Here is a 26,634-nt window from a genome sequence, read left to right on the forward strand (position 1 = left end):
TCCCGGTGGCGACGGTCTGGGTCACTCGTGCGCGCGGCACTCGTTGCGCACGGCATTCGTACGTACGGGCGACCCTAGTGCTTGTACGGGCCAACTGTGCTGTGTACGGCCTGATTCGACGGGTCTCGACGGGTCTCAGCGGGTCTCGGCGGATCAGCCCTGGCGGCTGCTCTCGTCGCGAAGCCAGGTGGAGAAGTCCCCGGTGCGGATGGCCTTGCGGGCCCCCCGGCGGGCGGCGAGCGCCGCCACGACGAACACCACGATCCCGGGCAGCAGTTGCGGTCGGCTCAGGAGCAGCGCGCGCAGATCGCCCGTGCCGGTGCGCGCGGAGGGGGCGGGCTGCGCGTCCGCCGCGAGGGCGTCTGTGGACTCGGCGGCCCGGGCGGCCTGGTAGTGCTCCAGCTCGGCGGAGGAGGTCGCCGCCCGTACCCGGCGCCGGATCAAGTCGGCCCAGGTGCGCGGCGGATGGACGGCGACGCGGGCCGTCTCGACCACGCGCCGCTCTCCCGGCGCGAAGGCCAGGGAAGCCGCCAGATCGTCGGCCATCAGCGGGGGCAGGGCGGCGATCCGTGCGTGTCCAGCCTCGGACACCGCGATGACCCCGCGTCCGAACAGCCCTTCGCGGACGGCCGGGAGCCGCTGCCAGACCTGGTAGTACGCCCGCACCGGCCAGGCGCATCCGGTCAGCGGGATATCGCGGCCGGGGGCCGCGGCGAGGAGTTCCGGCCCGGCGGTGAGGGCGCCGGCCAGGGCCCGTACGTCGGCGCCCGTGACCACGACGTCGGCGTCCACGTACAGCCGGGGGAAGCCCTGTGCGTGCTCGTCGCCGACCCGAAGAGCCTTGTGTTTGGAGGGAGTCGGGATCTCGACCACCCGTACCCGGGGGCCGCGGGCGCCGGCCACCGCGGCGGTGTCGTCCGTACAGCCGTTGCACACCACCACGATGTCGAGTCCGGAGGCGGCGGCGGATGAGGGGGCGGCAGGGGCCTCGGCCAGGAGCGCGTCGAGGAGCCGGCCGATGACCCGGCCCTCGTTGTGGGCCGGGATCACGATGCTGGTCACCCCGGAAGTATGCACGCCCGAACACCCGTACCGACCGTTTCCTCCAACTCTCCCCGGGGGTACTCCCCGTGGTCTAGATTGAACGCTGCCGACCGGATTCGGCGTGCTTCGGCGACGCCGTAATCCAATTCGGAGCAGGGAAGTTGTGGCAGGTACGGGTTCGGCGGCTTGGGGGAACGGGCCGCCTGCCCGTGGCCGGACCGGCGCGTGGGGTGCCGGACGGCCGGGGGGCGGAAGTACGTGGAACACGTACGGCATCGGTCGTGGGGGGCCATCACCGTTGGGCGGGTCACGGACGGGTCGCGCAGGCGCCCGGCCTGTCGTCGACGGCACCTCCTTCCTTCGCACGCGTCCCGGCCATGGGTCGTCGACACGCCTGGGGGCGTGCGCGGAAGGAAAGGGAACGCTGTGAAGGACACCGCGAAGGACGCCCGGCAGGAAGCCGGGGCCGCACATGCGGGGCCGGTAGAACCGTTAGGAGTTGCCGTCGTCGGCGCGGGCTACTGGGGCCCCAATCTCGTCCGCAATTTCCAGTCGAGCCCGGAGTTCCGGCTCCGCTGGCTCTGCGATCTGAACGTGGACCGGGCCCGCCAGGTGCTCGGCGGGTACTCCACGGTCCAGGCGACCTCCGACTACGCGGCGGTCCTGGCCGACCCGGCCGTCGACGCGGTCGCCGTGGCCACCCCGGCCGGCACCCACCTCGACGTGGCCCTGGCCGCGCTGCGCGCGGGCAAGCACGTCCTCGTGGAGAAGCCCCTCGCGGCCACGTACGAGGACGGCCTGCGGCTGGTGAAGGAGGCAGAGGAACGCGGCCTCACCCTCATGTGCGACCACACCTACTGCTACACCCCCGCGGTGGCCCGCATCCGCGACATGGTCCGCTCCGGGGAACTCGGCGAGATCCAGTTCGTCGACTCGGTCCGGATCAACCTGGGGCTGGTCCAAAAAGACATCGACGTCCTGTGGGACCTGGCCCCCCACGACCTCTCGGTCCTCGACTTCATCCTCCCGGACAACGTCCACCCGGTGGCCGTGGCCGCCCACGGGGCCGACCCGATCGGCGCCGGACAGTCCTGCGTGGCCTATCTGACGCTCCAGCTCAACACCGGCGCCATCGCCCACGTGCACGTCAACTGGCTCTCCCCGGTGAAGGTCCGCACCACCATGGTCGGCGGCTCCAAGCGCACCCTCGTGTGGGACGACCTCAACCCCAGCCAGCGCGTTGCGGTGTTCGACCGCGGCGTGGACCTCACGGCCCCGCAGGAGATCGGTGCGGACGAGCGCCGCGACATGCTCGTCTCCTACCGGAGCGGTGACATGGTGGCGCCCGCGCTCGGCGAGAAGGAGGCCCTGCGCAGCATGGTCGAGGAGTTCGCCGCCGCGATCAGGACGGGGCGGCCCGCGCTGACCGACGGCCGGGCGGGACTCCAGGTCCTCGACATCCTCGAAGCGGCTTCCCGGAGCCTGGAGTTCCGAGGCGCGGTCGTCGGACTGCGCACCGGGCGTTGACGGTTCGGGCGGCAGTCCCGCCCGGGGCCGGCCACACGGCACCGGGCGCGGCAGCGCACACGACGGGCGCAGCAGGGAACACCATGACCGACTCAGTAGGGGCAGGGCGTTGAGCAGCGTACGAGGCAAGAAGATTCTGGTCACCGGTGGAGCGGGCACGATCGGCTCCCACCTGGTCGACCTGCTGGTGGACAACGGGGCGCGCCAGATCGTGGTGCTCGACAACTTCGTGCGGGGGCGCACCGCCAACCTGGCGCGGGCCCTGCCGAGCGGCCTGGTCGACCTGGTCGAGGGCGACATACGGGACGCGGCCACGGTGCACAAGGTGACCGAGGGCGCCGACCTGGTCTTCCACCTGGCGGCCATCCGCATCACCCAGTGCGCGGCGGAGCCGCGGCTGGCGAACGAGGTGATGGTCGACGGCACGTTCAACGTGCTGGAGGCCGCGGCCGCCGCCGGGGTGGGCAAGGTCATCGCCTCCTCCTCGGCGTCCGTCTACGGGCTCGCGGAGTCCTTCCCGACCACCGAGCGCCACCACCCGTACAACAACGACACCTTCTACGGGGCCGCGAAGGCCTTCAACGAAGCGGTGCTGCGCAGCTTCCACTCCATGTACGGGCTGGACTACGTCGCGCTGCGCTACTTCAACGTCTACGGCCCCCGGATGGACATCCACGGGCTGTACACCGAGGTGCTCATCCGGTGGATGGAGCGGATCGCCGACGGCGAACCGCCGCTGATCCTCGGCGACGGCACCCAGACCATGGACTTCGTCGACGTCAGGGACATCGCCCGCGCCAACCTGCTGGCCGCCGAATCGGACCTGACCGACGAGGTGTTCAACATCGCGAGCGGGTCCGAGACCAGTCTCCTCGGCCTCGCCAACGGCCTGCTGGAGGCCATGGGCGCGCAGGGCCTGGTCCCGGAACACGGGCCGGCCCGCACGGTCAACGGGGTGACCCGCCGTCTCGCGGACACCTCGCAGGCCGCGGAGCGCCTCGGCTTCACGGCCGGGATCGACCTGCGCACCGGGCTGCGCGACCTGGTCGACTGGTGGCGGGCCGAGCGCGCGGCCGACGCGGCCGCGGCCGCCACGCGCGCCGCAGCGGCCGAGGGAACCGGCCGATGAGCGCGCGGGACACCGCCGCCGGGCAGGACGCCCCCGCCCGCATCCCCGTCATGATCCCGTGGCTCGGCGAGGAGGAGGCGAAGGCCGCCGGCGACGCGGTCCTCTCCGGCTGGGTGGCCCAGGGCCCCAGGGTCGCGGAGTTCGAGCGGGCCTTCGCCGACCGGGTGGGAGCCGAGCACGGCATCGCCGTCAGCTCCTGCACCACCGCCCTGCACCTCGCCCTGATCGCCCTGGACCTCGGTCCGGGCGACGAGGTGGTCGTCCCCTCGCTCTCCTTCATCGCCACCGCCAACGCGGTGCGCTACGTAGGGGCCCAGCCCGTCTTCGCGGACGTGGAGGAAGCCACCGGGAACCTCACCCCGGCCACCGTGGACGCGGTGCGCACCCCGCGCACCAAGGCCGTGCTCGCCGTCCACCAGGGCGGCGTGCCGGCCGACGTGCACGCGCTGCGCGCGGCCTGCGCCGACTGGGGCCTGCCGCTGGTGGAGGACGCGGCCTGCGGGATCGGCGCCACCGTGGGCGGCAAGTCCGTCGGCCAGGGAGCCCTGATCGCCGCCTGGTCCTTCCACCCCCGCAAGGTGATCACCACCGGCGAGGGCGGCATGGTGACCACCGACGACGCCCAGTGGGCCGAGCGGCTGCGCAGGCTGCGCGAGCACGGCATGAACGTGTCCGCGGCGCAGCGGCACGCGAGCAGCACACCGATCGCCGAGAGCTATCTGGAGGTCGGCTACAACTACCGGATGACCGACATCCAGGCCGCGGTCGGCCTGGTGCAGCTGAGCAAACTGGACGAGATCGTGGCCCGCCGCCGCAAGCTCGCCGCCCGGTACACGCGGCTGCTCGCCGGGATCGCGGGCCTGCGCCCGGTACGGGACCCCGCTCACGGCGAGGGCAACTTCCAGTCGTACTGGGTGCTGCTCACCGAGGAGTTCCCCATCGGCCGGGACGAACTGCTCGCCGTGCTGGCCGAAGCCGGGGTCTCGGCCCGGCGCGGGATCATGGCCTCGCACCTGGAGCCGGCGTACGCCGGACACGGGGCGGCGCCGCTGCCGGTGACCGAGCGGATCAGCCGGGACTCGCTGATCCTGCCGCTGTTCCACACGATGACGCAGGACCAGCAGGACCGGGTGGTGACGGTGCTGCGCGAACAGGCCGCCGGATGAGCGGGCCCCGCACCAGAGGTACCGGAGCAGCCGGGGCCACCGCGGCCACCGAGGACCTGCTGGTCGTCGGCGCGGGCGGATTCGCCCGCGAGGCCGCCCAGGCCGTACGGGACGCGGCCGCCGCCGACCTGGCGGCCGGCCGCGTTCCGCGCTGGCGGCTGGCCGGACACCTCGACGACAACCCGGCCCTGCACGGCCAGGACGTGGACGGCGTGGAGGTGCTGGGCGGCTGCGACCTGGTGCACAGCCGCCCGGCCGCCCGGGTGGTGGTCTGCGTGGGCAGTCCGCGCGACTACGCGGTACGGGCCCGGCTGGTACGCCGCCTCGCGCTGCCCGAAACCCGCTACGCGACGGTGGTCCACCCGACCGCGTCGGTCTCCGGATCCTCGGAGCTCGGCGCGGGCTCGGTGCTGCTCGCGCACTGCGTGCTGACGGCGGCGGTACGCGTAGGGGCCCACGTGGCGGTCATGCCGCACGCGGTCCTCACCCACGACGACACGGTCGGGGACTTCGCGACCCTCGCCTCCGGGGTCCGCCTCGGCGGCGGGGTGCGCCTGGGCAGGGGCGCGTACGTGGGCGCGGGCGCGCTGGTGCGGGAGTACACCACGGTCGGCGCCTGGTCGCTGACCGGGATGGGAAGCACGGTCCTGGCCGACGTGCCGCCCGGCGAGGTGTGGGCGGGAAGCCCGGCCCGCCGGCTGCGCGAGGCCGGTGGCCCGGCGCTCGAGGAGCTGCGGGCCGATGTCTTGGAGTCCGGCCGCAGGCCGGAGACACGGATGGGGAGCACAACCCGATGAACCAGATACCGCTCGTCGACCTCAAGGCGGCGCACGCCGAGGTCGCCGATGAGATACGCGCCGGATTCGACCGCGTACTGGCCGGCACCGCCTTCATAGGCGGCGAGGAGGTACGAGCCTTCGAGCGCGAGTACGCGGCCTTCGCCGGAACCGGCCACTGCGTCGGCGTGGCCAACGGCACCGACGCGCTCGAACTGGCCCTGCGCGCCGTGGGAGTGGGCGTCGGAGACGAAGTGGTGCTCCCCGCCAACACGTTCATCGCCACCGCCGGGGCCGTCGCCCGGATCGGAGCACGGCCGGTCCTGGTGGACTGCGACCCCGACACCCTGCTGATCGACACCCAGGCCGCGCTGGACGCCGTAGGGAAGGCCACCCGGGCGGTGGTCCCGGTCCACCTGTACGGACAGTGCGCCGACGCCGCGGGACTGGCCGCCGCCCTGCCCGCGCACGCCCGGGTCGTGGAGGACGCCGCCCAGAGCCAGGGCGCCACCCGCGCCGGACGCTCTCCCGGCAGCGGCCAGATCGCCGCGACCAGCTTCTACCCGGGCAAGAACCTGGGCGCGTACGGGGACGCGGGCGCGGTGGTGACCGACGACGAGGAGGCCGCGGAGCTGGTGCGGGCGCTCGCCAACCACGGCGGCACCGCCAAGTACCGCCACGACGTGGCCGGGTTCAACAGCCGCCTGGACGGGCTCCAGGCCGTGGTGCTGCGGGCCAAGCTGGCCCGGCTGGCCGAGGGGAACGCGGCCCGCCGCGCCGCGGCCGCCCGCTACGACGAGCTGCTGGCCGGCCTGGCCGCCGCCGGACGCCTGACCCTGCCGGCCACGGCCGAGGGCAACGTCCACGTCTGGCACCTGTACGTCGTCCGGGTCGGCGCGGCCGACCGCGACGCGGTCGTGGGCAAGCTCAACGCGGAGGGCATCGGCGCGGGCGTGCACTACCCGGCCCCCGTCCACCTCACCGGGGCCTTCGCCCACCTCGGCCACGGGCGGGGGGACTTCCCGCACGCCGAACTGGCCGCGGACCGGATGCTGTCCCTCCCGCTCTTCCCCCAGATCACGCCCGCTCAACAGCAGCGGGTCGTGGAAGCGCTCACCGACGCCCTGCGCTGACGCAAGAGACGCAGAAGAAGGTACAGATGAACAGACGGACAAGGCTGCTCCGATACGGACTCTTCACCGCCATCGTGGCTCTGATGGCCACGGTCTTACCTCCTGCCGCGGTGGCGGGTGCGGTGGACCCCTGCGGTCCCGGCACGAACGCGATCGTGTGCGAGAACTCCAAAGCGGGCACGCCGATGTCCGACTGGTTCGCACCGAGCGCCTACGGTGACATCAAGGGCTTCAGCGCCCAGATGAGCGTCCAGACGGGCGACACCGTGCAGTTCAAGGTCCAGTCGCCGACGCCGTACAAGGTGTCGGTCTACCGGCTGGGCTACTACGGGGGCGACGGGGCCCGGATGCTGTCCACCCCGGCGCAGGCGGCCCAGACCTACCCGGCGAACTTCCAGCCGGGCGGCAACCCGCGCACCTGCACCACCAAGGCCGCCACCGGCCTGGTCGACTGCGGCAACTGGCCGGTCACGGCGTCGTGGACGGTTCCCCCGGACGCGGTCTCCGGCCTGTACGTCGCCAACTTCGACCAGGCGGACGGCAACGGCGTCATGCCCTACCCGTTCGTCGTCCGCAACGACTCCAGCCACTCCGACATCGTCGTGCAGACCAGCGACCAGACCTGGCAGGCGTACAACGACTACGGCGGCCAGGACCTGTACGGCGGCACCGGCCCGGCGCCCGACGGCCGGGCGTACGAGGTCAGTTACAACCGGCCGATGGACATCGGCGGGGAGAACGGGATCTACGGGTCCGAGTTCCAGATGATCTCCTGGCTGGAGCGCAACGGGTACGACCTCAGCTACATGTCCGGCATCGACATGTCGACCCGGGGCGCCACCCAGCTCCAGAACCACAAGGTCTTCATGTCCTCCGGGCACGACGAGTACTGGACCCAGGACCAGTTCACCAACGCCCTGAACGCCCGTCACGCCGGGGTCAACCAGACCTACTTCAGCGGCAACGAGGTCTTCTGGAAGACCCGCCTGGCCCCCAGCATCGACGGAGCCAACACCGCCAACCGGACGCTGGTCTCCTACAAGGAGACCAAGCTCTCCTTCCCCCAGCCCAACGGCATCCCCGACCCGAGCGGGATCTGGACCGGCACCTTCATGGACCCGGCCAGCTCCACCAACGGGCGGCCCTACCAACCGCAGAACCAGGTGACGGGCTCGCTGTTCAGCGTGAACGGCTACCGGAGCGACGCGATCACCGTGCCCGGGTCCTTCGCCAAGATGCGGCTGTGGCGCAACACCACCGTCGCGAACCTGACCCCCTCCCAGACCGCCACCTTCCCGGTCGGCACGCTCGGCTACGAGTGGGACAGCGACGTGGAGGACGCGGCGCGCCCGCCGGGACAGATCGCGATGTCCTCCACCACGGTGGACATCAACGACGGCAAACTCCGGCTCGACTACGGGAACACCTACGGCAACGGCACCGCCAAGCACAGCCTGCTCGCCTTCCGGGACCAGACCTCGCACGCCCTGGTCTTCGGCGCCGGCACCGTGCAGTGGTCCTGGGGCCTGACCAACATGCCGACCGGTGACCCCGGCAACACCGTGGTCACCGCCGACAAGCGGATGCAGCAGGCGACCGTGAACGTGTTCGCCGACATGGGCGTCCAGCCCAAGTCCCTGCAGAGCGACCTGGTCGCCTCCACCGCCTCCACCGACACCACGGGCCCGGCCGTCACCGTGACCAGCCCCGCGGCGAACGCCACCGTCCCCGCGCTGCGCCCGGTGACCGTCACCGGCACGGCCGGCGACAGCGGCGGCGGTGTGGTGGCCCGCGTGGAGGTCTCCACCGACGGCGGCACCACCTGGAAGGCGGCCACCGGCGTCGGATCCTGGAGCTACACCTGGACGCCGACCGCCCCCGGATCCGTGCAGATCAAGGTCCGCGCCGTGGACGACAGCGTCAACATCGGCGCCACCACCACCGTGCCGCTGACCGTGGGACCCCAGCAGTGCCCCTGCACCGTCTGGCCGGCCGCGGCCGTGCCCGGCACCGTCAACGCCGGTGACGGCAGCGCCGTCGAGCTCGGCGTCAAGATCCGCTCCTCGGCCCCCGGTTCGATCACCGGAGTCCGCTTCTACAAGTCCCCGGCCAACACCGGCACCCACACGGGCAGCCTGTGGAGCAGCACCGGCCAGCGGCTGGCCACCGGAACCTTCACCAACGAGACGGCGTCCGGCTGGCAGCAGCTGAACTTCTCCACCCCGGTGCCGGTCAAGGCCAACACCACCTACATCGCCTCCTACTTCGCCCCGGGCGGCGGGTACTCCTACGACAACACCTTCGCCTCGTCCGACGCGGGCCTCGCCCCGCTGACGGCCCTGCGCAGCGGAACCGACGGCGGCAACGGCGTGTACCGCTACAGCGCCACGGGCGGATTCCCGTCCACCGCCTCCTCCGGCAGCAACTACTGGGTGGACGCGGTCCTGGACACCGCCACCGCGAGCACGGCTCCGCCCACCGTCACCTCCACCAGCCCGCAGTCGGCGGCCACCGGCACCGCGATCACGGCCTCGGTGAAGGCCACCTTCAACGCGGCCGTCGACGCGGATGAGCTCGTCTTCACGCTGAAGGACCCGGGCGGCGCCACCGTCCCCGGAACCAAGGTGCTCACCGCTTCGAACAGCGCCACCTTCACCCCCTCCACCGAACTGGGGCTGAACACCACCTACACGGCGTCGGTGCAGGCCGCCGACCTGTGGGGCAACACCATGGCGGCGCCCGTCACCTGGACCTTCACCACCAGTACGAGCCCGCCCGCGGTGAACTGCCCCTGCACCTTGTGGGGACCCACCGCCGAGCCCTCCACCGCCAACGTCGGCGACGACACCAACTCCGTCGAACTGGGCACCCGCTTCGAGTCCACGATCGACGGCTACGTCACCGGCATCACCTTCTACAAGGGCCCCGGGAACACCGGCACGCACACCGGAAGCCTGTGGAAGACGGACGGCACGCTCCTGGCCACCGGCACCTTCGGCAGCGAGACCCTCTCCGGCTGGCAGCAGCTCCACTTCACCACCCCGGTCGCCATCACGGCGAACACCGGCTACGTGGCCTCGTACCACGCGCCGAACGGCAAGTACTCGGTGGACGGCGGCTACTTCACCGCGGCGCACCGCTCCTATCCGCTGGTGGCTCCGGCCGACGGCACCGGCGGGGCCAACGGCCTCTACAAGTACGGGGCTTCCGCGGCCTTCCCCAACAACACCTTCGGCTCGGTGAACTACTGGGTCGGCCCGGTCTTCACCACCACCGCGCCGCCCGCCCTCGACGCACAGGCCGCGACGGAGGTGCCCACCCAGTGAGCACCGTCAGCGTGGTCATCCCCTGCTACAAATACGGGCACTTCCTCGCCGACTGCGTCAGCAGCGTCCTCGACGAGCAGCAGGGTGTGGACGTCCGCGTCCTGATCATCGACGACGCCTCCCCGGACGACTCCGCGGACGTCGCCCGGGCGCTGGCGGCCGCCGACCCCCGGATCGAGGTCCGGGTCCACGAGAAGAACCAGGGCCACATCGCCACCTACAACGAAGGCCTGCTGGAATGGGCCGACGGGGACTATGTGGCCCTGCTCTCGGCCGACGACCGACTGGTCCCCGGAGCCCTGGTGCGCGCCGCGGGCCTGCTCGACGCCCATCCCGAGGCCGGCTTCGCCTACGGCAGGCCGCTGCGGTTCCAGTACGGCGGACCGCTTCCGCAAGCCCGGACCCGCACCACCGGTTCGGTGGTCTACCCCGGCCGGTGGTGGCTGGAGCGGCGCTTCCGGGAGGGCACCGGGTGCATCACCTCGCCCGAGGTGGTCGTCCGCACCAGCCTCCAGCGCAAGGTCGGGGGATACGACCCGGAGCTCCCGCACGCCGGGGACATCGAGATGTGGATGAGGCTCGCGGCGCACGCCGACGTGGGCTACATCAGCGGGGCCGACCAGGCCTTCTACCGGGTCCACGGCAACAACATGTCCACCACGGACTTCGGCGGACAGCTCGACGACCTGCGCCAGCGCCTCGTCGCCTTCGACTCGGTCCTGGAGAAGTGCGGCGGGCTGCTCCCGGAGGCCGCCCGGCTGTCGGTCCTGGCGCGGACCCGGCTCGCCCGGTACGCACTGCGGCGCGCCTACCGGGCCTACGACCGCGGGCGCACCGGGGTGGTGCCGGTCGAGGAACTGGAGGCGTTCGCCGCCGAGTGCGTGGCGGACTACACCTCGCTCGCCGAGTACGGGGCCCTGCGCAGGCGCCGGCGGATCGGGGCCCGCGCGATGCCCTGGCTCCAGCCGCTGGTGCTCTCGGCCGTAGCCGACCGGGGGCGCGAGTGGCTGTGGTGGCGCTCCTGGAAACGCCGAGGGATATAGGGATTCGATGAAGCACCAGCACCACCAGCACTACCAGCACCACCAGTTGGAGCGGCCCGCGGACTCAGCGGGCCGTCGCGGCCACCGGCATCCGGTCTGTGGCCGCATCCCCCGGACCGGTGTCGGCGCTCTCGCGCCGGCGCCGGTTCCGGCGTGCCAGGAGCTGATCCGTCCACAGCGCGCAGGCGACCCCGCAGACCCCGGCCAGCAGCGCCGTCCCGGCCAGGCCGCGGCTCTTGTCCGGCATCAGCGGGGTGGCGGACGGCGGGACCAGCAGGGTCACGCTCATCCGCGCCCCGGCCGGGATCCGCTGCTCGTCCTGCATGTCCGTCAGGTGCTTGCGGTAGGCCTCGACGACCTTGAGCACGGACCGGTTCGCCACGGCGGGATCCGTGTCCTCCACCTGGACCTGGAGCGAGGGGATCAGGTAGCGGGGGGTGACGCTGGTTCCGCTGTTGCGGGGGATCAGCCGGTACTTCCCCACCACCCCGCCGGCCCGCAACTCGGCGTCCCCGTCAGGGGAGTCGAGCTGCTCGATCGCCGCGAGGGAGACGGCGGCGAGCGGCGGCTGGAGATTGGCGAACTGGTTCGGCTGATTGCCGGTGACCGGCGGCTTGAGCACCACGATCGCCGCACTCACGTAGGTCCGTGTGGGGTGGAGCACCTGCAAGGCCCCGGCGGCCGCGAGTGCCGCCGCCAGGAACAGGACGTACCAGCGGCGGCGCAGCATGCGGAACAACTCACCAGGCGACACAGATTTCCTTCCGTCGCTGTCGATCTTCCCAGGACGCAGGTCGACCCGCCATTGGTTCCGGCAGCCCGCGGGGGACGTTCATGAACATCGGTGAGATAGGCGCGGTGCTCCGGCGCCGCTGGTACGTGATGATGCCCCTGACGATGATGGGAATCCTCGCCGGACTGCAGCTGTACGAATCGGTGCCGGTCTCGTACCAGTCCCAGAGCTCGGTGGCGCTGCTCGACTCCACGGCGGTGGCCGAACTGGCCCCCACCTTCGGCAACCCCATCGCGAACGCGGGCGGTTCGCTGGTCGTCACCGCCGACGTACTGATCAGGACCCTGTCGGGGGCCGACGCGGCGCGGGACCTCCAAGGGCTCGGGGTGAGCGACCCCTATACGGTCGGCTTCGCCGCGAACACCTCGGGCCCGATGCTCACTTTAACCGTCACGGGCACGGACCGGGAGAAGGTGCTCAAGGAGACCAGCACGCTCACCGCGTTCGCCGGTGAGCAGCTCAACGCCCTCCAGACGGCAGCCAAGATCCAGCCCGCGTACTTCGTGCAGACGGCGCCCGTCGTCCTGCCGCAGACCCCCCAGCCGCAGCTCAAGGCCCGGTACCAGCAGGTACTGGCCGTGGTCATCGCCGGTCTGGTGGCGGGCTTCACCGCCTCCTTCCTGGCGGAGAGCCTGCTGTCGGCCCGCCGCCGCCGACGGGAGGCCGCCGAGGCCGCGGGCGGGACCGGCGTGTTCAAGGCCCTCGTGCGCCGGCGGACCCGGGCCCGTCAGCTGGACGCCACGGCCCTGCTCACGGGCTATCTGGGGCTGGCCTTCTTCATCCCCTCGAACCTGACCCTGCCGGGACTGGGCGGAGTCGGCACCCCGGCCAACGTGTTCGCCCTCCTGGCGCTGTTCTGGTATCTGGCGACCTGGCTGGCCGGCCGGATCCGGGCGGCCCCCGGCACCCGGCTGCCCAGGGTCGTGATGTGGCTGCTGGCCGTCTCCGTGCTGGCCTCGTATCTCGCCAACGCCTCCCGGGGCTCCACCCACAAGGAGGTGCTCGGGGCGGACCGGGGGCTCATCGGACTGCTCGTCTGGGTCTCGATCGCGGTGCTGGTCTCGGCCGGCATCCAGGACCGGGCCCGCCTCGACGTACTGCTGCGGCGGACCGTGGTGATGGCGGCGGTGGTGGCCGCCATCGGCTACTACGACTTCTTCACCGCCACGAACATCGCGGACAAGATCAGCATCCCGGGGCTCCAGTCCAGCGTCGCGCAGATCACCACCCTGGACCGGGGCGCCTTCACCCGGCCCCGCTCGACCACGGCGCAGCCGCTGGAGTTCGGCGGCATGCTCGCCCTGCTCCTGCCCTTCGCCGTGCAGCAGGCGTTCGACCCGGTACGCAGCCACCTCAAGGCCTGGCGCCGCTGGGCGCCGGTGGCGCTGATGGGCGGCTCCCTGCCGCTGACGGTGTCGCGGACCTCCATCATCGGGGCGCTGATCGTGGTGATGGTGATGGTGCCGCGCTGGAAGCCGCAGCGCCGCTGGACCACCTTCGGCCTGCTGCTGGGCTCCGTGGCCGTCTTCAAGGTCATGGTGCCGGGGCTGATCGGCACGATCACCACCCTCTTCGCCTCGTTCCTGACCAACTCCGACAGCAGCACCCAGGCCCGCACCGTCAAGTACAGCGCGATCGTGCCCTACTTGCAGGAGCGCCCGCTGTTCGGGCGGGGCCTGGGGACCTTCATTCCCGAGCTCTACTTCTTCACCGACAACCAGTACATGCTGACCCTGGCGGAGATGGGCCTGCTCGGCCTGGTCGCACTCCTGGCCCTGTTCCTCACCGGAATCCACCAGGGCGGCGCCATCCGCCGGCTCGCAGCCGACGAGTCCGACCGGGAGCTCGGCCAGGCGTTCTTCGCGTCCGCGCTCGTCGCCCTGATCAGCGCCGCCACCTTCGACGCCCTCAGCTTCCCGATGTTCGCCGGGATGTTCTTCCTGACGATCGCCGCCGGAGGCAGTTACCTCGGCTTCATCCGGCGCGCAGCGCCCAAGCCCCGAACCGTGGAGTCACCATGCCCTCCCGCCACCCAGCCGCGCAGGATCGGTCCCAGGCAGCCGGTCCCGTAGCCGTCCTCGTCGTCACCTGGAACAGTGCCCGGGTGATACCGGAGTTCCTCGCCTCCCTCCCGGAGGGCATGGCCGGGACCGACTGGCACCTGGTCGTCGCCGACAACGACTCCGCCGACGACACCGTGGACCTCATCCGCTCGCTGGCCCCGGACGCCACGGTCGTCCAGACCGGCCGCAACGCCGGGTACGCCGCCGGGGTGAACACCGCGCTGGCCGCGGCCGCCGGACGGCCCGGCGGCTTCCGGGCCGCGCTGGTGTGCAATCCGGACATCCGGATGCGGCGGGGCGCGGCGAAGCTCCTCGTCGATGCGCTCGGCGCCCCCCTCGACGGGCGCGACGGCGGCGGCCGGGTCGGGATCAGCGTGCCGCTGCTGTACGAGGAGGACGGGACGCTCACGCACTCGCTGCGCCGGGAGTCGCGGGTGACCCGCGCCCTGGGGGAGGCGGTCATCGGCAACCGCCGGGCGGGGCGCTTCCCGCTCTGGAGCGAGCTGGTCACCGATCCGTCCGCCTACGCCCGCGCGACGGTCGCCGACTGGGCGACGGGCGCGCTGATGGCCATCTCCCGGGAGTGCCTGGACGCCTGTGGCGCCTGGGACGAATCGTTCTTCCTGTACTCGGAGGAGACCGAGTACTGCCTGCGCGCCGGTGACCGCGGCTACGCCACCAGGCTCGAACCCGCGGCCTCGGCCGTCCACCTCGGCGGGGACTCGCAGGTCTCGCCGCGCCTGTGGACCCTGCTGACCCTCAACCGCGTCAGGCTCTACGGGCGCCGGCACGGCGCGGCGGCCACCGCGGCCTTCCGCGCGGCCGTCCTGCTGCGCGAGACCTCCCGGGCCGCCCTCGGCCGGCCCGCCAGCCTCGCGGCCGCCCGGGCCCTGGCCAGCCCCTCCGCGCTGCGCGCCACACCGGGACCCTGACCCCCGGACCGGGCACCGCGTCCCGGCCGGGGACACACCACACCCGGCCGGGACAACCTCACCCGGCCGGCTTCTGCCCCTCCCAGGCGGTGTAGAAGCTCTCCGGGTTGACCAGGTAGCGGACGGTGGGCCGCGGCACGTGACGGACCTCGTGGCGGCGGCTGTAGCGGCGTACGAGCTCCCAGTCCTCGCGGGGCAGCACCTCGGGGGTGCGCAGCAGCCGGCTGAAGTACAGGGAGCGGCTGCGGCGCGCCACGAAGGCATTGGTGTCGAGGAAGGCCTCGTGGGCGGCACGGCGCCGGTCGAAGGGCACCGACAGGACGTCCCGCTCGGAGCCGTCGGGGAGCACCCTGCGCAGCGCGGTGTACACGGCGTCCGGCCCGCCGGGCGCCTCCAGCACCGCGAGGGCCTGCTCCAGGTGGTCGGGCTCCCACAGGTTGTCGTCGTCCAGGAAGGCCACGTACCGCGACCGGGTCAGCCGGATCCCCACATTGCGCACCACCCCGGCCGTGGCCGTGTTGCGGGCCAGCGACACCGCGAACAGCCGCGGGTCCGAAGGCAGTTCTGGCAGTCCGGCGCCGTCGTCCACGACCACGACCACCTGGTCGGCCACGGTCTGGCCCAGGGCGGAGGCGACCGCCGCGCGCAGCGCCTCCGGGCGCCGGTGGGTGGCGATCACGGTGGCGACCAGGGCGGCCGGGGGCTCGCCCAGAACAGCGGCGAGCCGGGCGGCCTCGGCGTCCTCGAAGCGGCGCAGCCGCACGGCGGAGGGCGCGAGCAGGAGCTTGTTCCTGGCCTCGAAGAGCACCAGCCAGCCGAAGGCCCGCTTGAGCAGCTCCCAGGGGGCGCGGGCGATGCGGCGCATGATGTCCTCTCGGTCGGCGGACGGGTCCGTCTTCGGGCTTCGGCCCTTCGGCCTGCGGTTGTCGGTGCTCAAGGGGAGGGCTCGGGCACGACGGGGCGCCCGTCGCTCATGCGGTTGCCGCGCCACACGTTCCCCGCGCCGCCCGAGTTCCAGGCGGCGACCGGACCGTAGGTCCCGCTGCCCGGGTGGTACTGGGTGGAGAACACGTTGTTCGTGACCTCGATGCCCGTGGCCCCGGGGCCGCCGCCGTAGAACGCGTACGCCCCGCCGGCCAGCCAGTTGGAGTCGACGGTCACGGAGGAGACGGAGCCCGTGTCGGCGAAGAGCCCGAGGGCCGCCGAGGCGCCCCGGTCGACCGCGACGGAATTGAGCAGGGTGTTGTGGCGCACGGTCAGCCGGCCCTTGTTGCCGCCACCGCTGATGACCGCGTCGGTGTGCTGCCACTCGCCGCCCTGATTGCGGAAGGCGGCGATGTCGTGCACGTAGTTGTCGTGCAGGTTGCCCTGGCCCATGGACAGGGCGTTGCCGAACACCGAGACGTCGCACCAGCCGACCTCGACCGAGCTCTCGCCCATGTTGGAGACCGCGTAGTCGACGCCCCCGTTGTCGGGTCCCTTGCCCGGTACCGCGGTGATCGTGGTGTGCAGCACCCGCAGGCCCTTGAAGCCGGGACGCAGGTTGATTCCCCACCAGTTGGCCGAGGTGATCCTGCTGTCGATGACGGTGACGTTGTCGGCGTAGACGTCCAGCGAACCGTGGATGTCCCAGCCCTTGATGACCATCCCGTCGGTCTTGACGGACATGTTCCCCGTGTCGTGCCGCTCCAGGGCGATCCGCGGGCCGGTGCTCCGGGCATCGGGGAAACCGCAGGCACCGGGGGAGGAACAGGCGGACCCCGGCGCGGGCGATCCGCTGCCGCTGCTCCCCGGCGAGGGGGTGGCGGAGGGCGAGGGCGAAGTCGAGGGCGAAGGAGATCCGGCCGAGGGGCTCGGGCTGTCCGAGGCGGACGGCTCCGCCGAGGTGGTCGGCTCCGGTTCGGGAGCGGGATGGCCGCCGGGGCACACGAGGGCGGCGTCCGGGCAGGACCCGGTATCGGTGGTGCCGGTCCGCTCGGCCTGGTAGATGACGAGCGCGGCGATCAGGACGAGCCCGGCCGCCGCCCAGGCTAAGAGACGCTTGCGGTTGCGTGCCATGGCTCTAACCCCTTGCCGGGACGGTGGAGGACGCCTTCGCGGCCGCTGGTGCGGCGGCCGGCGCGGAGCCGCGCAGGAAGGAGCGGCTGGGCAGCACGCACAGCACGTAGCCCAGGGTTCCCGCGATCGCGGTCGCGAGCAGGGCGAGCACCCCGTCTCCGAGCAGCCGCTCCAGGCCCAGGAGCACGGCGGCCATCACGGCGCCGCCGAGGAAGGGCCAGGCGCAGGCCCGCGCGATGGATCCCAGGCCGATGCCGCCGCGGTGCAGGGCGAGGAGGAACACCGGAACCACCACGGCCCCGGCCACCAGCACGTGCCCCTGGGCCACCCCCACGATCCCGCCGGCCCCGGCGCCGATCACCAGGACCGGGACCAGGACCACCAGCCACAGCCCCTGCACCCCGATGAGGGAGCGGCGCCGGCCGATGGCCACCAGGCAGTCGTAGGCCAGTTCGCAGCCGATGCGTACGAGTCCCAGCCCCATCAGCCAGGGCAGCGCGGCGGCCGCCGGGAGCCAGCGCGCACCGTAGACGAGCTCGACGATCGGTGAGGCGAGCACGGCCAGCAGCACGCACAGCGGCACGGTGCCGGTCATCACCACGCCCAGCGCCCGGCCGAACCCGCCCGCCAGGGCACCCGGCGTCTCGGCCAGCCGGGAGAACCCGGCGAAGGAGACGCGGCGGGCCGCCTCGGAGATGATGCGCACGGGCCAGCCGGAGATGTTGAAGGCCAGCACGTAGAAGCCCAGGGCCAGTTGGTCCAGGGAGGAACCCACCACCATGGTGTCCACGTTGACCACGCCGAGGGCGAGCATGCTGGCCCCGGCCAGCGGGAGTCCGAAGCGGAGCAGGGCGCGGGCCTGCTCCCGGTCCCAGCCGAACCTCAGGGTGCCGGGCGCGGCGAGGCAGCAGCCGATCAGAGCGGCCACGTTGCCCGCGACGGAGCCCCAGGCGAAGCTCATCGCGCCCCAGCCCTGGACGGCGAGCAGCAGGGTCACCGCCGTGCTGAGTACGAAGTTGAGGGCGTCGATGGCCATCCGGCGCCCCTGCGCGAACTCCCGGGTGAGGAATCCGGCGGGGACCTGCGAGAGACCGTCGAGGACCACGCACACGCACATCACCCGCAGGACGCCGGAAGCCTCGGGGGAGCCGAGGACTCGGGCCACCGCGGGGGCCGCCGCGAAGATCACGGCGTACAGCAGGCAGCTGGACGCGGCGCTCAGGGTCAGGACGGTCGGGGCGAAGCGGCGCGGGTCGCCCTCCCAGCGGACGATGGCGAGGGAGACGCCGAGCTCGTTCGCGGAGAGCAGGACGAGCAGGACCGTCTGGGCGATGCCGTAGACGCCCCAGGCCTCGGGGCCGAGGAAGAACCGGGCGAGGACGATGCCGGTGACGAAGTTGCCGAGGCGCATGACCACGGTGTTGACCAGGCTCCACCGGGCGGCGGAGCCGACCTTGCGGCCCAGGGAGGGCGCCTGGGCCGAGGGCGCTTCGGCCGGGGGCTCGCCACCGGGCTGCGTCACGGGCCCGGTCACGGAGATCCGTTGGAGCGGTAGGCGGCCGAGGCCGGCAGGACCGTGAGGGCCATCGTGGCCGTGGGATCGGCGGATTTGGACCCCTCGGCAGGGCCCGCGGACGGCTCGGAGCCGCCCGCGTCGGATCCGTCCGGACCGGGTCGGCGCCGCCCGGGACTGTCGGCCTTGCGGCGGCGGGCCTCCACGAAGAAGGTGGCCACCAGACTGAGGACGAAGCCCAGCGCCCCGGCCATGACCAGGTACTGGATCCGGGTCTTGGTCTGGGCCTCGGGCTTCTGGGGCGGGACGATCGTCGCCATGCGGATCATCGCCTCCGGCTGTACGGACTGCTGGGCCTGGAACTCCTGGAGCCGCTTCTCGGCGTAGGCCGTGAAGACCTGGTCCGACTTGAGCACCGCGGCCTGGTCGGTGCCCGTGACGCTCAGCCACATGAAGGGGCCCTGGGCGTTGTCGGCGATCTTCGCCTCGTACACCCCGGTCAGGCCCTGGGCCTTGAGGTCGGCCTTGGAGCCGTCGGAGTTGAGGTTGCGGGCCAGGCCGTCGGCCATGCCGGTGAGCGACGCCTGGGTGCTCAGGAAGGGGTTGCCGTCGAAGGCCACCGTGGCCTTCTTCGAGTTCAGGAGCGTCACGGTGCTCTGCGACCGGTACTCCACCGGCACCAGCAGGTACACGCCCGCGATGAGCCCGGCCGTGAGCAGCAGTCCGGGCAGCAGCACGTACCAGCGCCTGCGCATGACCCGCCAGATCTCCGCGAGATCCATGGTCTGTCCCCCTCGCGGCGGCGTCGTGTCCTGCACGCGCCGCCGCCCTGTCTGTGCGGTGATTACGGTTGTAGCGGTGGTGCGGTGCCCTGATCTGCGGGGCCCTCTTCTGCGGGGCCCTGTTCTACGGGGCAGTCGCTCCCGGCGCCCCGGCCGGGACGAGATCGGTGGGCCGCGGGCGGGTCGAGGCGGTCGATCCGTCCAGCAGGACCGAGGCGATGCGCTCGCTCGCGCGGCCGTCCCAGAGTTCGGGGCAGCGCGGGGCGGGCGGATCGTCGAGCACCCGGTGGACCGTGGCGGTGATGCGGTCCGGGTCGGTGCCCGCCAGGACGTTGGTGCCCTCCTCGACGGTGATGGGCCGCTCGGTGTTCTCCCGGAGGGTCACGCAGGGGACGCCGAGCGCGGTGGTCTCCTCCTGGATGCCCCCGGAGTCGGTGAGCACCACGCGGGCGGAGTCCTGCAGCGCGATGAAGTCGAGGTACCCGGCGGCCGGCACCAGCCGGATGCCGTCGGGGACGCCGATCTCGGCGAGCTTCTCGGCGGCCCGCGGGTGCACGGGCAGGAGCAGCGGACAGCGTCCGGAGATCTCGCCCAGGGCCTTCAGGAGGCCGCGCAGGGCGTCGGGATCGTCCACGTTGGCCGGCCGGTGCAGGGTGACCAGGCCGTATCCGCCGCGGGTGAGCCCGTACCGGTCCAGGACGTCGGACTCCCTGGCCCGCTCCAGGTTGGCGAACAGGGTGTCGATCATGACGTTGCCGACGACGTGGATCTGGTCCTCCCGGTACCCCTCCGCCCGCAGGTTCGCGGCGGCGTCGGGGGAGGGGGCCAGCAGGTAGTCGCTGACCCGGTCGGTGGCGACCCGGTTGACCTCCTCGGGCATGCTCCAGTCCCGGCTGCGCAGGCCGGCCTCCACGTGCGCCAGCAGGGGGCCGGCCTTCGCGGTGACCAGGGCGCAGGCGAGCGTGGAGTTGATGTCGCCGACCACCACGACCGCGTCCGGGGCCAGTTCTTCGACCAGCGGCTCGAAGGCCGCCATCACCCGGCCGGTCTGCTGGGCGTGGCTGCCGGAGCCGGCCCCCAGGTACCGGTCGGGGGGACGGATGCCGAGGTCGCGGAAGAAGACGTCGTTCATCGACTCGTCGTAGTGCTGGCCGGTGTGGACCAGGACGACTTCGGCGCCGCGGCGCTCCAGTGCGTCCATCACCGGCTTGATCTTCATGTAGTTGGGCCGGGCCCCGGCCACGCAGATGATCCTCGCCATGGGGTCAGAGCACCTCCACGGTGGGACCGGACAGCCGGTTGCGGCAGTCGAGGATCAGCGAGGCGTGCTCGGTGATCATCCGGTAGTCGAAGGAGTCGTGGTCGGTCAGCAGGACGACCACGTCGGCGGCGGCCAGCTCCTTGCGGGTGGGCTCCACCCGCGAGAGGCGGGCGTCGACCTTGATGTGCTCCACCACGTGCGGGTCGGCCGCGCGGACCTTGGCCCCCATGTCGAGGAGCAGCTGGGAGACCCGTACCGCCGGGGACTCCCGGGCGTCGCCGGTGTTCTTCTTGTACGCCAGCCCCAGGAGCAGGATCCGGGACCCGTTGACCGAGCGGCGCTTCGCGTTGAGCGCGTCCATGACGCGGCGGGCGACGTACTCGGGCATGTGGCTGTTGATGTCGTTGGCCAGCTCCACGAAGCGGAAGTTCTGGCCGAGTTCCCGCTGCACCCGCCAGGACAGGTACGAGGGGTCGATCGGCAGGCAGTGCCCGCCGACCCCGGGGCCGGGGGTGAACTTCATGAAGCCGAACGGCTTGCTGGAGGCGGCCTCGATGGTCTGCCACACGTCGATGTCGAGGTGACGGGCGAACATGGCTATCTCGTTGACCAGGGCGATGTTCACGTGCCGGAAGGTGTTCTCCAGCAGCTTCGCCAGCTCGGCCTCCTTGGGCGAGCGCACCGGAACCGTCTTGTCGACGAGGCCCGCGTAGAAGCTCTCCACGGCCTTGAGGGAGGCCTCGTCCACACCGGAGACCACCTTGGGCGTCTGCTGGAAGCCCCACACCGTATTGCCGGGGTCGATGCGCTCGGGGCTGTAGCCGAGATGGAAGTCGACGCCGGCGGTGAGCCCGGAGCCGTCCTCCAGGATCGGGCCGAACATCTCCTCGGTGGTGCCCGGGTAGGTGGTGGACTCCAGCACGACGGTCGCGCCCGGCCGCAGGAAGCGGGCGAGCGTGTGCGCGGACTCCTCGATGTAGCTGAGATCGGGGGCGCCGTCCCGCAGCGGGGTCGGCACGGTGACGACGGCCACGTCGAAACCGCCGCAGTCACGGGCGAGTTCGCTGGCCTGGTAGGTCCCCGCCTCCAGCGCCCGGGCCAGCCGTTCGGAGGAGACGTCCTCCACGTACGACTCGCCGGCGGCGAGGCTCTTGACCCGCCGCGAGTCCACGTCGTACCCGACCACTTGGTGTCCGACCTCGGCGGCCCTGATGGCCAGCGGAAGGCCGACGTATCCCTGTCCCACGACGACTACGCGCATCAGTGACTCCTGTTCGCGGAAGGGGCAGACGGTGTGCGGCGGATGAGTTCCCCGACCGTCATGAGGAGGAAGGCGGCATTGGTGGTGAAGTAGCGCTTCGCGAGGCGGCGCGGTTCCTGGAGGGTGCGGTAGAACCATTCGAGCCCCATCCGCTGCCACACCAGGGGGGCCCGCTTGGTGATGCCGGCCAGGATGTCGAAGGAGCCGCCGACCCCGTGCACCACGTGGGCGCCGGTGCGCTTGCCGTAGCCGGCGGTGAAGATCTCCTTCTTGGGCGAGGTCATGCCGAGGAACAGGAGCTGGGCACCGCTCTGCGCGACGGCATCGGCGATCGCACCCTGTTCGGAGTCCTCGAAGTAGCCGTTGCGGCTGCCGGCCACGCGCAGCGCCGGGAACTGCTCGGCGATCCGGCCGAGCATCAGGTCGAGTACGTCCTGCCGGGCGCCGAGCAGGTAGACGGGGACCTCGGCGGTCTCCGCCGCGGCCAGCAGCCGCATGAACAGGTCGATTCCCGCGACCCGTTCGGGGAGCCGGACCCCCAGGACGCGGCCGGCCCACACCACGGCCTGCCCGTCGGCCAGGACGAGGTCGCAGCCGGCCACCGCCGAGGCGAGGCGGGGGTCGCGGCGCATGTTGACCAGCTTGGCGGCGTTGACCATGCCGATCTCGATCTGCTCACCGCGCTTCACCGCGTCGAGGCAGCGCCGCACGGTCTCGTCCATGGTCAGGGCGTCGAGCCAGACCCCGAAGAGGGACTGTCTGTGGTTCATCTCCCGAGCCCCCCGAGCCAGGCGTGGAGCAGCCAGCCGAACTCGTAGGGCCGGCACTCGCGGTCCACCGCCAGGGGGCGGAAGAGCCGGTCGAGCGGGGTGAGCCGGGCCCGCGGCGCCACCCGGGTGGTGAGCCCGCGGGCGGCGCGGACGGCCTTGGCGGGGTCGCCGCGGAAGACCTTGCGCCAGGTGACCCCGTACTCCTCGAGGATCATGGGTTCGTGCGGGGTGCCGTCGGGACCGCTGATCTCGGGCACGTCCGTCATCCAGCGCAGGCCGCGGCGGATCGCGGGACCGAAGTCGGTGCCGCCGGCCTCCGCCAGGTCGAAGAGGGCGGTCGGGGCCATGGCGTGCTGGTGCACGCTGTAGACCGGGTAGCCCTCCACCACGCCGCCCGTGCGGGCGTCGTAGTGCCACCACCACTGGCCGCCGTCCCCCTGGAGGGCGCAGATCCTGGCGGCGCACGCGTCGGCGGCCGCGAGGGCCCGGGGGTCCGAGCCGCTCGCGTGCAGCCGGGCCAGTGCCTGGAGCGGATACGTCTGGTCGGCGAAGCAGGCCACGTGGGAGCGGTACCCGGGGACCAGCCCCGGCCCGGTGGCGTGCGGGAACAGCGGACCGTCCCCGACCCGGGCCGCCAGCAGGCGCTCGCGCGCGGCCGTCAGCCGGTCCTCGACGTCCACCGTCCCGCGGGCGGCGGTGAGGGCGGAGAGCACCCAGGCCGCCTCCACGGTGTACTGCGGCCGTCCGGGCAGGTCCAGGGCGGACACCCGCGCGAGGGCGTCGGTCAGCTTGGGGTGCCCGGTCTCGGCGGCTGCCCAGGCGATGAGCGCCGCGTCGCCGAGGTTCGTCACCGAGGGGAGCCGTTCCACGAGCAGCGCCGTGAACTCGGCGGCGGTGTGTCCGCCGAACAGCGGACGCTGCCGCTCCTCGGGCAGGTACCGGGCCCCCAGCGCGGTGATGGCGCCGTACCGGGTACTGGTTCCCCGGCTCTCCACGCGGCGGGCGCCGCCGGAAGTGGCGGTCCCCACCCGGGTGAACACGAAGGTGTCGGCGTCCGGCAGGTACATGCTGGGCAGACCCGCCTCGGCCAGCGCGAGCAGCCGCTCGGCGAGCGAGTGCAGCGACGGGTCCTCGTGGGCGAGTGCTCCTAATCGTGCTGCGGTCACCGGGTCCCCACCTCGGTTCCCCGTGTGCTGCGCACACCCCGTATGCCCGAGCTGTACGGCTCCAACACACCTACCCCCTCTGCTTCTTCGCTCCTCGGACGGACCTGTCGGCCGTCGTGCGGCGGAGGGGTGCGCAGGACGGCGCGCGTGCCGGCGGTGTGGTGTTCCCCCCCGATGGCACGAGCCGTCCGGGACCGCCCACTGGAACCCCCCAGCGATGTCCCGGACCGGGCACCCGTGGACGGCAGCGTCGGACGGACGCGGTTCGCGCGTCTGTCGTCACTTTGTCCGCGATGTCCGCGTCGTGTACAACCCCCCACTGAACGCAGCCTGTTGCCGGTTCAGATCACGTGTACAGGGACAAGGTATGCCCAAGGATGTTCATTGATTGTGGTTTTGAGGAAATGGCGATGACCCAAATTACCGACGTTCCGTCAGGTTCGCTCGGACAGGGTCCCGTTGGTCTCTTCGTGCAGCTCACCGGTCCGCGGGCACTGCCACACGCCCGGTTCCCCTTCGACCTCCACCAGGCGGACTCCGGCCTTCCCCACCCAGCCGATGCGGCGGGCCGGTACCCCTGCGACGAGTGCGAAATCGGGCACGTCCCGGGACACCACCGCCCCGGCCGCGACCAGCGCCCAGCGCCCTACGCGGACTCCGGCCACGCATACCGAACGGGCGCCGAGTGAGGCCCCTTCGGCCACCACGACCCCGGCGGCCTCCCAGTCGCCGCCGCGCTTCTGGCGGCCGTCGGGGTCGACAGCCCGCGGGTAGAAATCGTTGGTCAGGACGACGGCCGGGCCGATGAACACCCCGTCGCCCAGCTCGGCGGGCTCGTATACGAGCGCGTAGTTCTGCAGCTTCACGTTGTTGCCGATCCGCACGCCGGGTCCGACGTAGGCCCCGCGCCCCACGATGCAGTCGCGGCCCAGCCGTGCGTCCTCCCGGATCTGCGCCAGATCCCAGATCGTGGTCCCGTCCCCGAGCTCGGCCGACTCGTCGACCTGGGAGGAGGGTTGAATGCGGACACTCACGGGGCGGTCCCCTTACGGCTCGCGCGGCGTTCGGACGTGGGGGGAGCATATGCGCCGCCGGGGCTGCCCACCAGGAAGATCAACCGACTGTTCACGGAGCGGACTTGACGGGCGGGGCGGGTCCGGCGGCGCGGTCCCGCGGTGCGGCCCGGCTTAACTCCTCCCGATCGCTTCCTTAAGTGGAACCTAAGGCTCACGTCGCCCGTCCGTAATCGGGCAAGTGTCCGGTTCGGGGCGGCTAGCGTTCCCTCCGTACCCCACCCCCCGGCAATGCAGAGGCAGGCAAGCGATGGGCAGCACGACCGGTCACCGGCGCACGGCGAGCAAGAAGGCGAAGGCGGTGGGCGCCGTCGCGGTGGCGGTGCTGATCGGCGGCGCCGCCTTCGCGTTCACGGGCACGGCGCAGGCCGCCGCCGTGGGAGCGGTCTACACGAAGTCCAGCTCCTGGAGCGGTGGTTACACCGCCCAGTACGTGATCACCAACGGCAAGGGGCAGGCGCAGCAGGGGTGGACCCTGGAGTTCGACCTGCCCGCCGGGACGAAGATCGACTCCCTGTGGAACGGCACCCACTCGGTCAACGGGCGCCACGTCACCGTGAAGCCCGCCGATTGGAACGGGGAGCTCGCACCCGGGACCTCCGTCACGATCGGCTTCGTCGCGAGCGGGACCGGCACCCCCGGCAACCCGACGGCCTGCCGCATCAACGGGGCGAAGTGCTCGGCGGACCAGGGGACGACGCCCCCGCCGGGAGGCCGCCCCACCGGCACCCCGACGGCCACCCCGAGCACCGGCGCCAGCCCGAGCGCCAGCGCTCCCCCCACCACCGCGCCCTCCGCACAGCCCACCCGCACCGCGTCGCCGTCCGCGACCGCCACGCAGCCGCCGGCGACCGGAGCTCCGGCCGGGGGAGCGCGCTTCGCCCCGTACGTGGACACCTCCCTGTACCCGGCCTACGACCTGGTCGACACCGCGGCGAAGACCGGCGTGAAGGAGTTCCACCTCGCCTTCGTCACCTCCGGCGGCGGATGCGCCCCGCTGTGGGGCGGCGTCACGGACCTCGCGAGCGACAAGGTCGCCGCACAGATCGGGGCCCTGCGGGCCAAGGGCGGCGACGTGCGGGTCTCCTTCGGCGGAGCGGCCGGACGCGAGCTGGCGCTGAACTGCGCGACCTCGAACGAGCTGGCCGCCGCGTACGGCAAGGTCATCGACCAGTACCGGCTGACCAAGGTCGACTTCGACATCGAGGGCGCGGCCCTGCCCGACACCGCGGCCAACACCCGCCGCGCGCAGGCCGTCGCCCAGCTGCAGAAGTCCCACCCGGGCCTGGACGTGGCCTTCACGCTGCCCGTGATGCCGGAGGGCCTCACACAGCCGGGCGTGGCCCTGCTGGCCGACGCGAAGAAGGCCGGTGTCCGGATCGACGGGGTCAACATCATGGCGATGGACTACGGACCCGCCTACGCCGGGAACATGGGGCAGTACGCGATCCAGGCCGCGACAGCCACCCAGGCGCAGATCAAGTCGGTCCTCGGCCTCTCCGACGCGGCCGCCTGGAAGGCGGTGGCAGTCACCCCGATGATCGGTGTCAACGACGTCGCGAGCGAGACCTTCACGGTGTCCGACGCGACCCGGCTCGTGGAGTTCGCGAGGACCAAGGGGATCGGCCGGCTGGCGATGTGGTCCGCGGCCCGCGACAAGCAGTGCCCGGCCGGAGCCGTGAACTACGCGGACCCGACGTGCAGCTCGGTCCTCCAGCAGCCGCTGGCCTTCACCAAGGCGTTCGGAGCGCTCGGCTAGCGGACCGCCGTCCCCCGGCCGCCGTCACCCGGCCGCCGTCCCCGACCGCCGTTCACTCC

The 26,634-nt window shown here is 72.2% G+C and carries 21 protein-coding genes; 10 read left to right on the forward strand and 11 right to left on the reverse strand.

Going from position 1 to position 26,634, the window contains the following annotated elements:
* Positions 1-153: 153 nt before the first annotated feature.
* Positions 154-1,062, reverse strand: a complete 909-nt coding sequence (locus tag OG490_RS34125) for a glycosyltransferase (protein ID WP_330300142.1) — start codon at positions 1,060-1,062, stop codon at positions 154-156.
* A 408-nt stretch (positions 1,063-1,470) separates the two neighbouring features.
* On the opposite strand from OG490_RS34125, the gene OG490_RS34130 reads away from it, so the two are divergent.
* The 7 genes from OG490_RS34130 (at position 1,471) to OG490_RS34160 (ending at position 11,144) form a co-directional block, all read left to right on the forward strand.
* Complete coding sequence (locus tag OG490_RS34130) at positions 1,471-2,571, forward strand: Gfo/Idh/MocA family protein (RefSeq protein ID WP_330300143.1); 1,101 nt, start codon at positions 1,471-1,473, stop codon at positions 2,569-2,571.
* Positions 2,572-2,680: 109 nt separating this feature from the next.
* The gene (locus tag OG490_RS34135) at positions 2,681-3,700 is read left to right on the forward strand and encodes an NAD-dependent epimerase/dehydratase family protein (RefSeq protein WP_330300144.1); all 1,020 of its coding nucleotides are present in this window, start codon (positions 2,681-2,683) and stop codon (positions 3,698-3,700) included.
* Positions 3,697-4,866, forward strand: coding sequence for a DegT/DnrJ/EryC1/StrS family aminotransferase (locus tag OG490_RS34140; protein ID WP_330300145.1), 1,170 nt, complete (start codon positions 3,697-3,699; stop codon positions 4,864-4,866). The genes OG490_RS34135 and OG490_RS34140 overlap by 4 nt, the downstream gene beginning before the upstream one ends.
* Positions 4,863-5,663 (forward strand): NeuD/PglB/VioB family sugar acetyltransferase, encoded by an 801-nt coding sequence (locus tag OG490_RS34145; RefSeq protein WP_330300146.1) that lies wholly within the window; start codon positions 4,863-4,865, stop codon positions 5,661-5,663. Before OG490_RS34140 ends, OG490_RS34145 begins: the two co-directional genes overlap by 4 nt.
* On the forward strand, positions 5,660-6,775 hold the full coding sequence (locus tag OG490_RS34150; protein WP_330300147.1) for a DegT/DnrJ/EryC1/StrS family aminotransferase: 1,116 nt from the start codon (positions 5,660-5,662) through the stop codon (positions 6,773-6,775). Before OG490_RS34145 ends, OG490_RS34150 begins: the two co-directional genes overlap by 4 nt.
* Positions 6,776-6,801: 26 nt before the next feature.
* Entirely contained in the window at positions 6,802-10,101 is a 3,300-nt protein-coding gene (locus OG490_RS34155; protein WP_330300148.1) for a DUF4082 domain-containing protein, read from the forward strand.
* Complete coding sequence (locus tag OG490_RS34160) at positions 10,098-11,144, forward strand: glycosyltransferase (protein ID WP_330300149.1); 1,047 nt, start codon at positions 10,098-10,100, stop codon at positions 11,142-11,144. The genes OG490_RS34155 and OG490_RS34160 overlap by 4 nt, the downstream gene beginning before the upstream one ends.
* A gap of 64 nt (positions 11,145-11,208) precedes the next feature.
* Here the strand turns inward: OG490_RS34160 and OG490_RS34165 are convergent, their stop codons facing one another.
* A complete protein-coding gene (locus OG490_RS34165) occupies positions 11,209-11,898 on the reverse strand; it encodes a hypothetical protein (RefSeq protein WP_330300150.1) in 690 nt (229 codons plus the stop codon).
* Between the two features lie 80 nt (positions 11,899-11,978).
* Between OG490_RS34165 and OG490_RS34170 the strand changes: the two genes are divergently transcribed.
* On the forward strand, positions 11,979-14,009 hold the full coding sequence (locus OG490_RS34170; protein ID WP_330300151.1) for an O-antigen ligase family protein: 2,031 nt from the start codon (positions 11,979-11,981) through the stop codon (positions 14,007-14,009).
* Positions 13,955-14,932 (forward strand): glycosyltransferase family 2 protein, encoded by a 978-nt coding sequence (locus OG490_RS34175; protein WP_330300152.1) that lies wholly within the window; start codon positions 13,955-13,957, stop codon positions 14,930-14,932. The genes OG490_RS34170 and OG490_RS34175 overlap by 55 nt, the downstream gene beginning before the upstream one ends.
* A 58-nt stretch (positions 14,933-14,990) precedes the next feature.
* On the opposite strand, the gene OG490_RS34180 is transcribed toward OG490_RS34175, so the two are convergent.
* The 9 genes from OG490_RS34180 to OG490_RS34220 form a co-directional block, all read right to left on the reverse strand.
* Positions 14,991-15,797 (reverse strand): glycosyltransferase family 2 protein, encoded by an 807-nt coding sequence (locus tag OG490_RS34180; protein ID WP_330300153.1) that lies wholly within the window; start codon positions 15,795-15,797, stop codon positions 14,991-14,993.
* Positions 15,798-15,865: 68 nt separating this feature from the next.
* Positions 15,866-16,990, reverse strand: coding sequence for a hypothetical protein (locus OG490_RS34185; protein WP_330300154.1), 1,125 nt, complete (start codon positions 16,988-16,990; stop codon positions 15,866-15,868).
* Positions 16,991-16,994: 4 nt separating this feature from the next.
* Positions 16,995-18,524, reverse strand: coding sequence for an oligosaccharide flippase family protein (locus tag OG490_RS34190; protein ID WP_330300155.1), 1,530 nt, complete (start codon positions 18,522-18,524; stop codon positions 16,995-16,997).
* Complete coding sequence (locus tag OG490_RS34195; RefSeq protein ID WP_330300156.1) at positions 18,521-19,285, reverse strand: chain length determinant protein; 765 nt, start codon at positions 19,283-19,285, stop codon at positions 18,521-18,523. The genes OG490_RS34190 and OG490_RS34195 overlap by 4 nt, the downstream gene beginning before the upstream one ends.
* A gap of 124 nt (positions 19,286-19,409) precedes the next feature.
* Positions 19,410-20,546 carry a non-hydrolyzing UDP-N-acetylglucosamine 2-epimerase gene (gene wecB, locus OG490_RS34200; RefSeq protein WP_330300157.1) on the reverse strand — a complete coding sequence of 379 codons (1,137 nt, stop codon included), beginning with the start codon at positions 20,544-20,546 and terminating at the stop codon, positions 19,410-19,412.
* 4 nt (positions 20,547-20,550) lie between these two features.
* Positions 20,551-21,807, reverse strand: a complete 1,257-nt coding sequence (locus OG490_RS34205; RefSeq protein ID WP_330300158.1) for a nucleotide sugar dehydrogenase — start codon at positions 21,805-21,807, stop codon at positions 20,551-20,553.
* Complete coding sequence (locus OG490_RS34210) at positions 21,807-22,577, reverse strand: WecB/TagA/CpsF family glycosyltransferase (protein WP_330300159.1); 771 nt, start codon at positions 22,575-22,577, stop codon at positions 21,807-21,809. The genes OG490_RS34205 and OG490_RS34210 overlap by 1 nt, the downstream gene beginning before the upstream one ends.
* Complete coding sequence (locus OG490_RS34215; RefSeq protein WP_330300160.1) at positions 22,574-23,743, reverse strand: hypothetical protein; 1,170 nt, start codon at positions 23,741-23,743, stop codon at positions 22,574-22,576. The genes OG490_RS34210 and OG490_RS34215 overlap by 4 nt, the downstream gene beginning before the upstream one ends.
* Before the next feature lie 434 nt (positions 23,744-24,177).
* Positions 24,178-24,777, reverse strand: coding sequence for an acyltransferase (locus OG490_RS34220; RefSeq protein WP_330300161.1), 600 nt, complete (start codon positions 24,775-24,777; stop codon positions 24,178-24,180).
* Positions 24,778-25,066: 289 nt separating this feature from the next.
* On the opposite strand from OG490_RS34220, the gene OG490_RS34225 reads away from it, so the two are divergent.
* Positions 25,067-26,575 (forward strand): cellulose binding domain-containing protein, encoded by a 1,509-nt coding sequence (locus tag OG490_RS34225; protein WP_330300162.1) that lies wholly within the window; start codon positions 25,067-25,069, stop codon positions 26,573-26,575.
* Positions 26,576-26,634 lie beyond the last annotated feature (59 nt).

The organism is Streptomyces sp. NBC_00503, assembly GCF_036346895.1.
Lineage (GTDB): Bacteria > Actinomycetota > Actinomycetes > Streptomycetales > Streptomycetaceae > Streptomyces.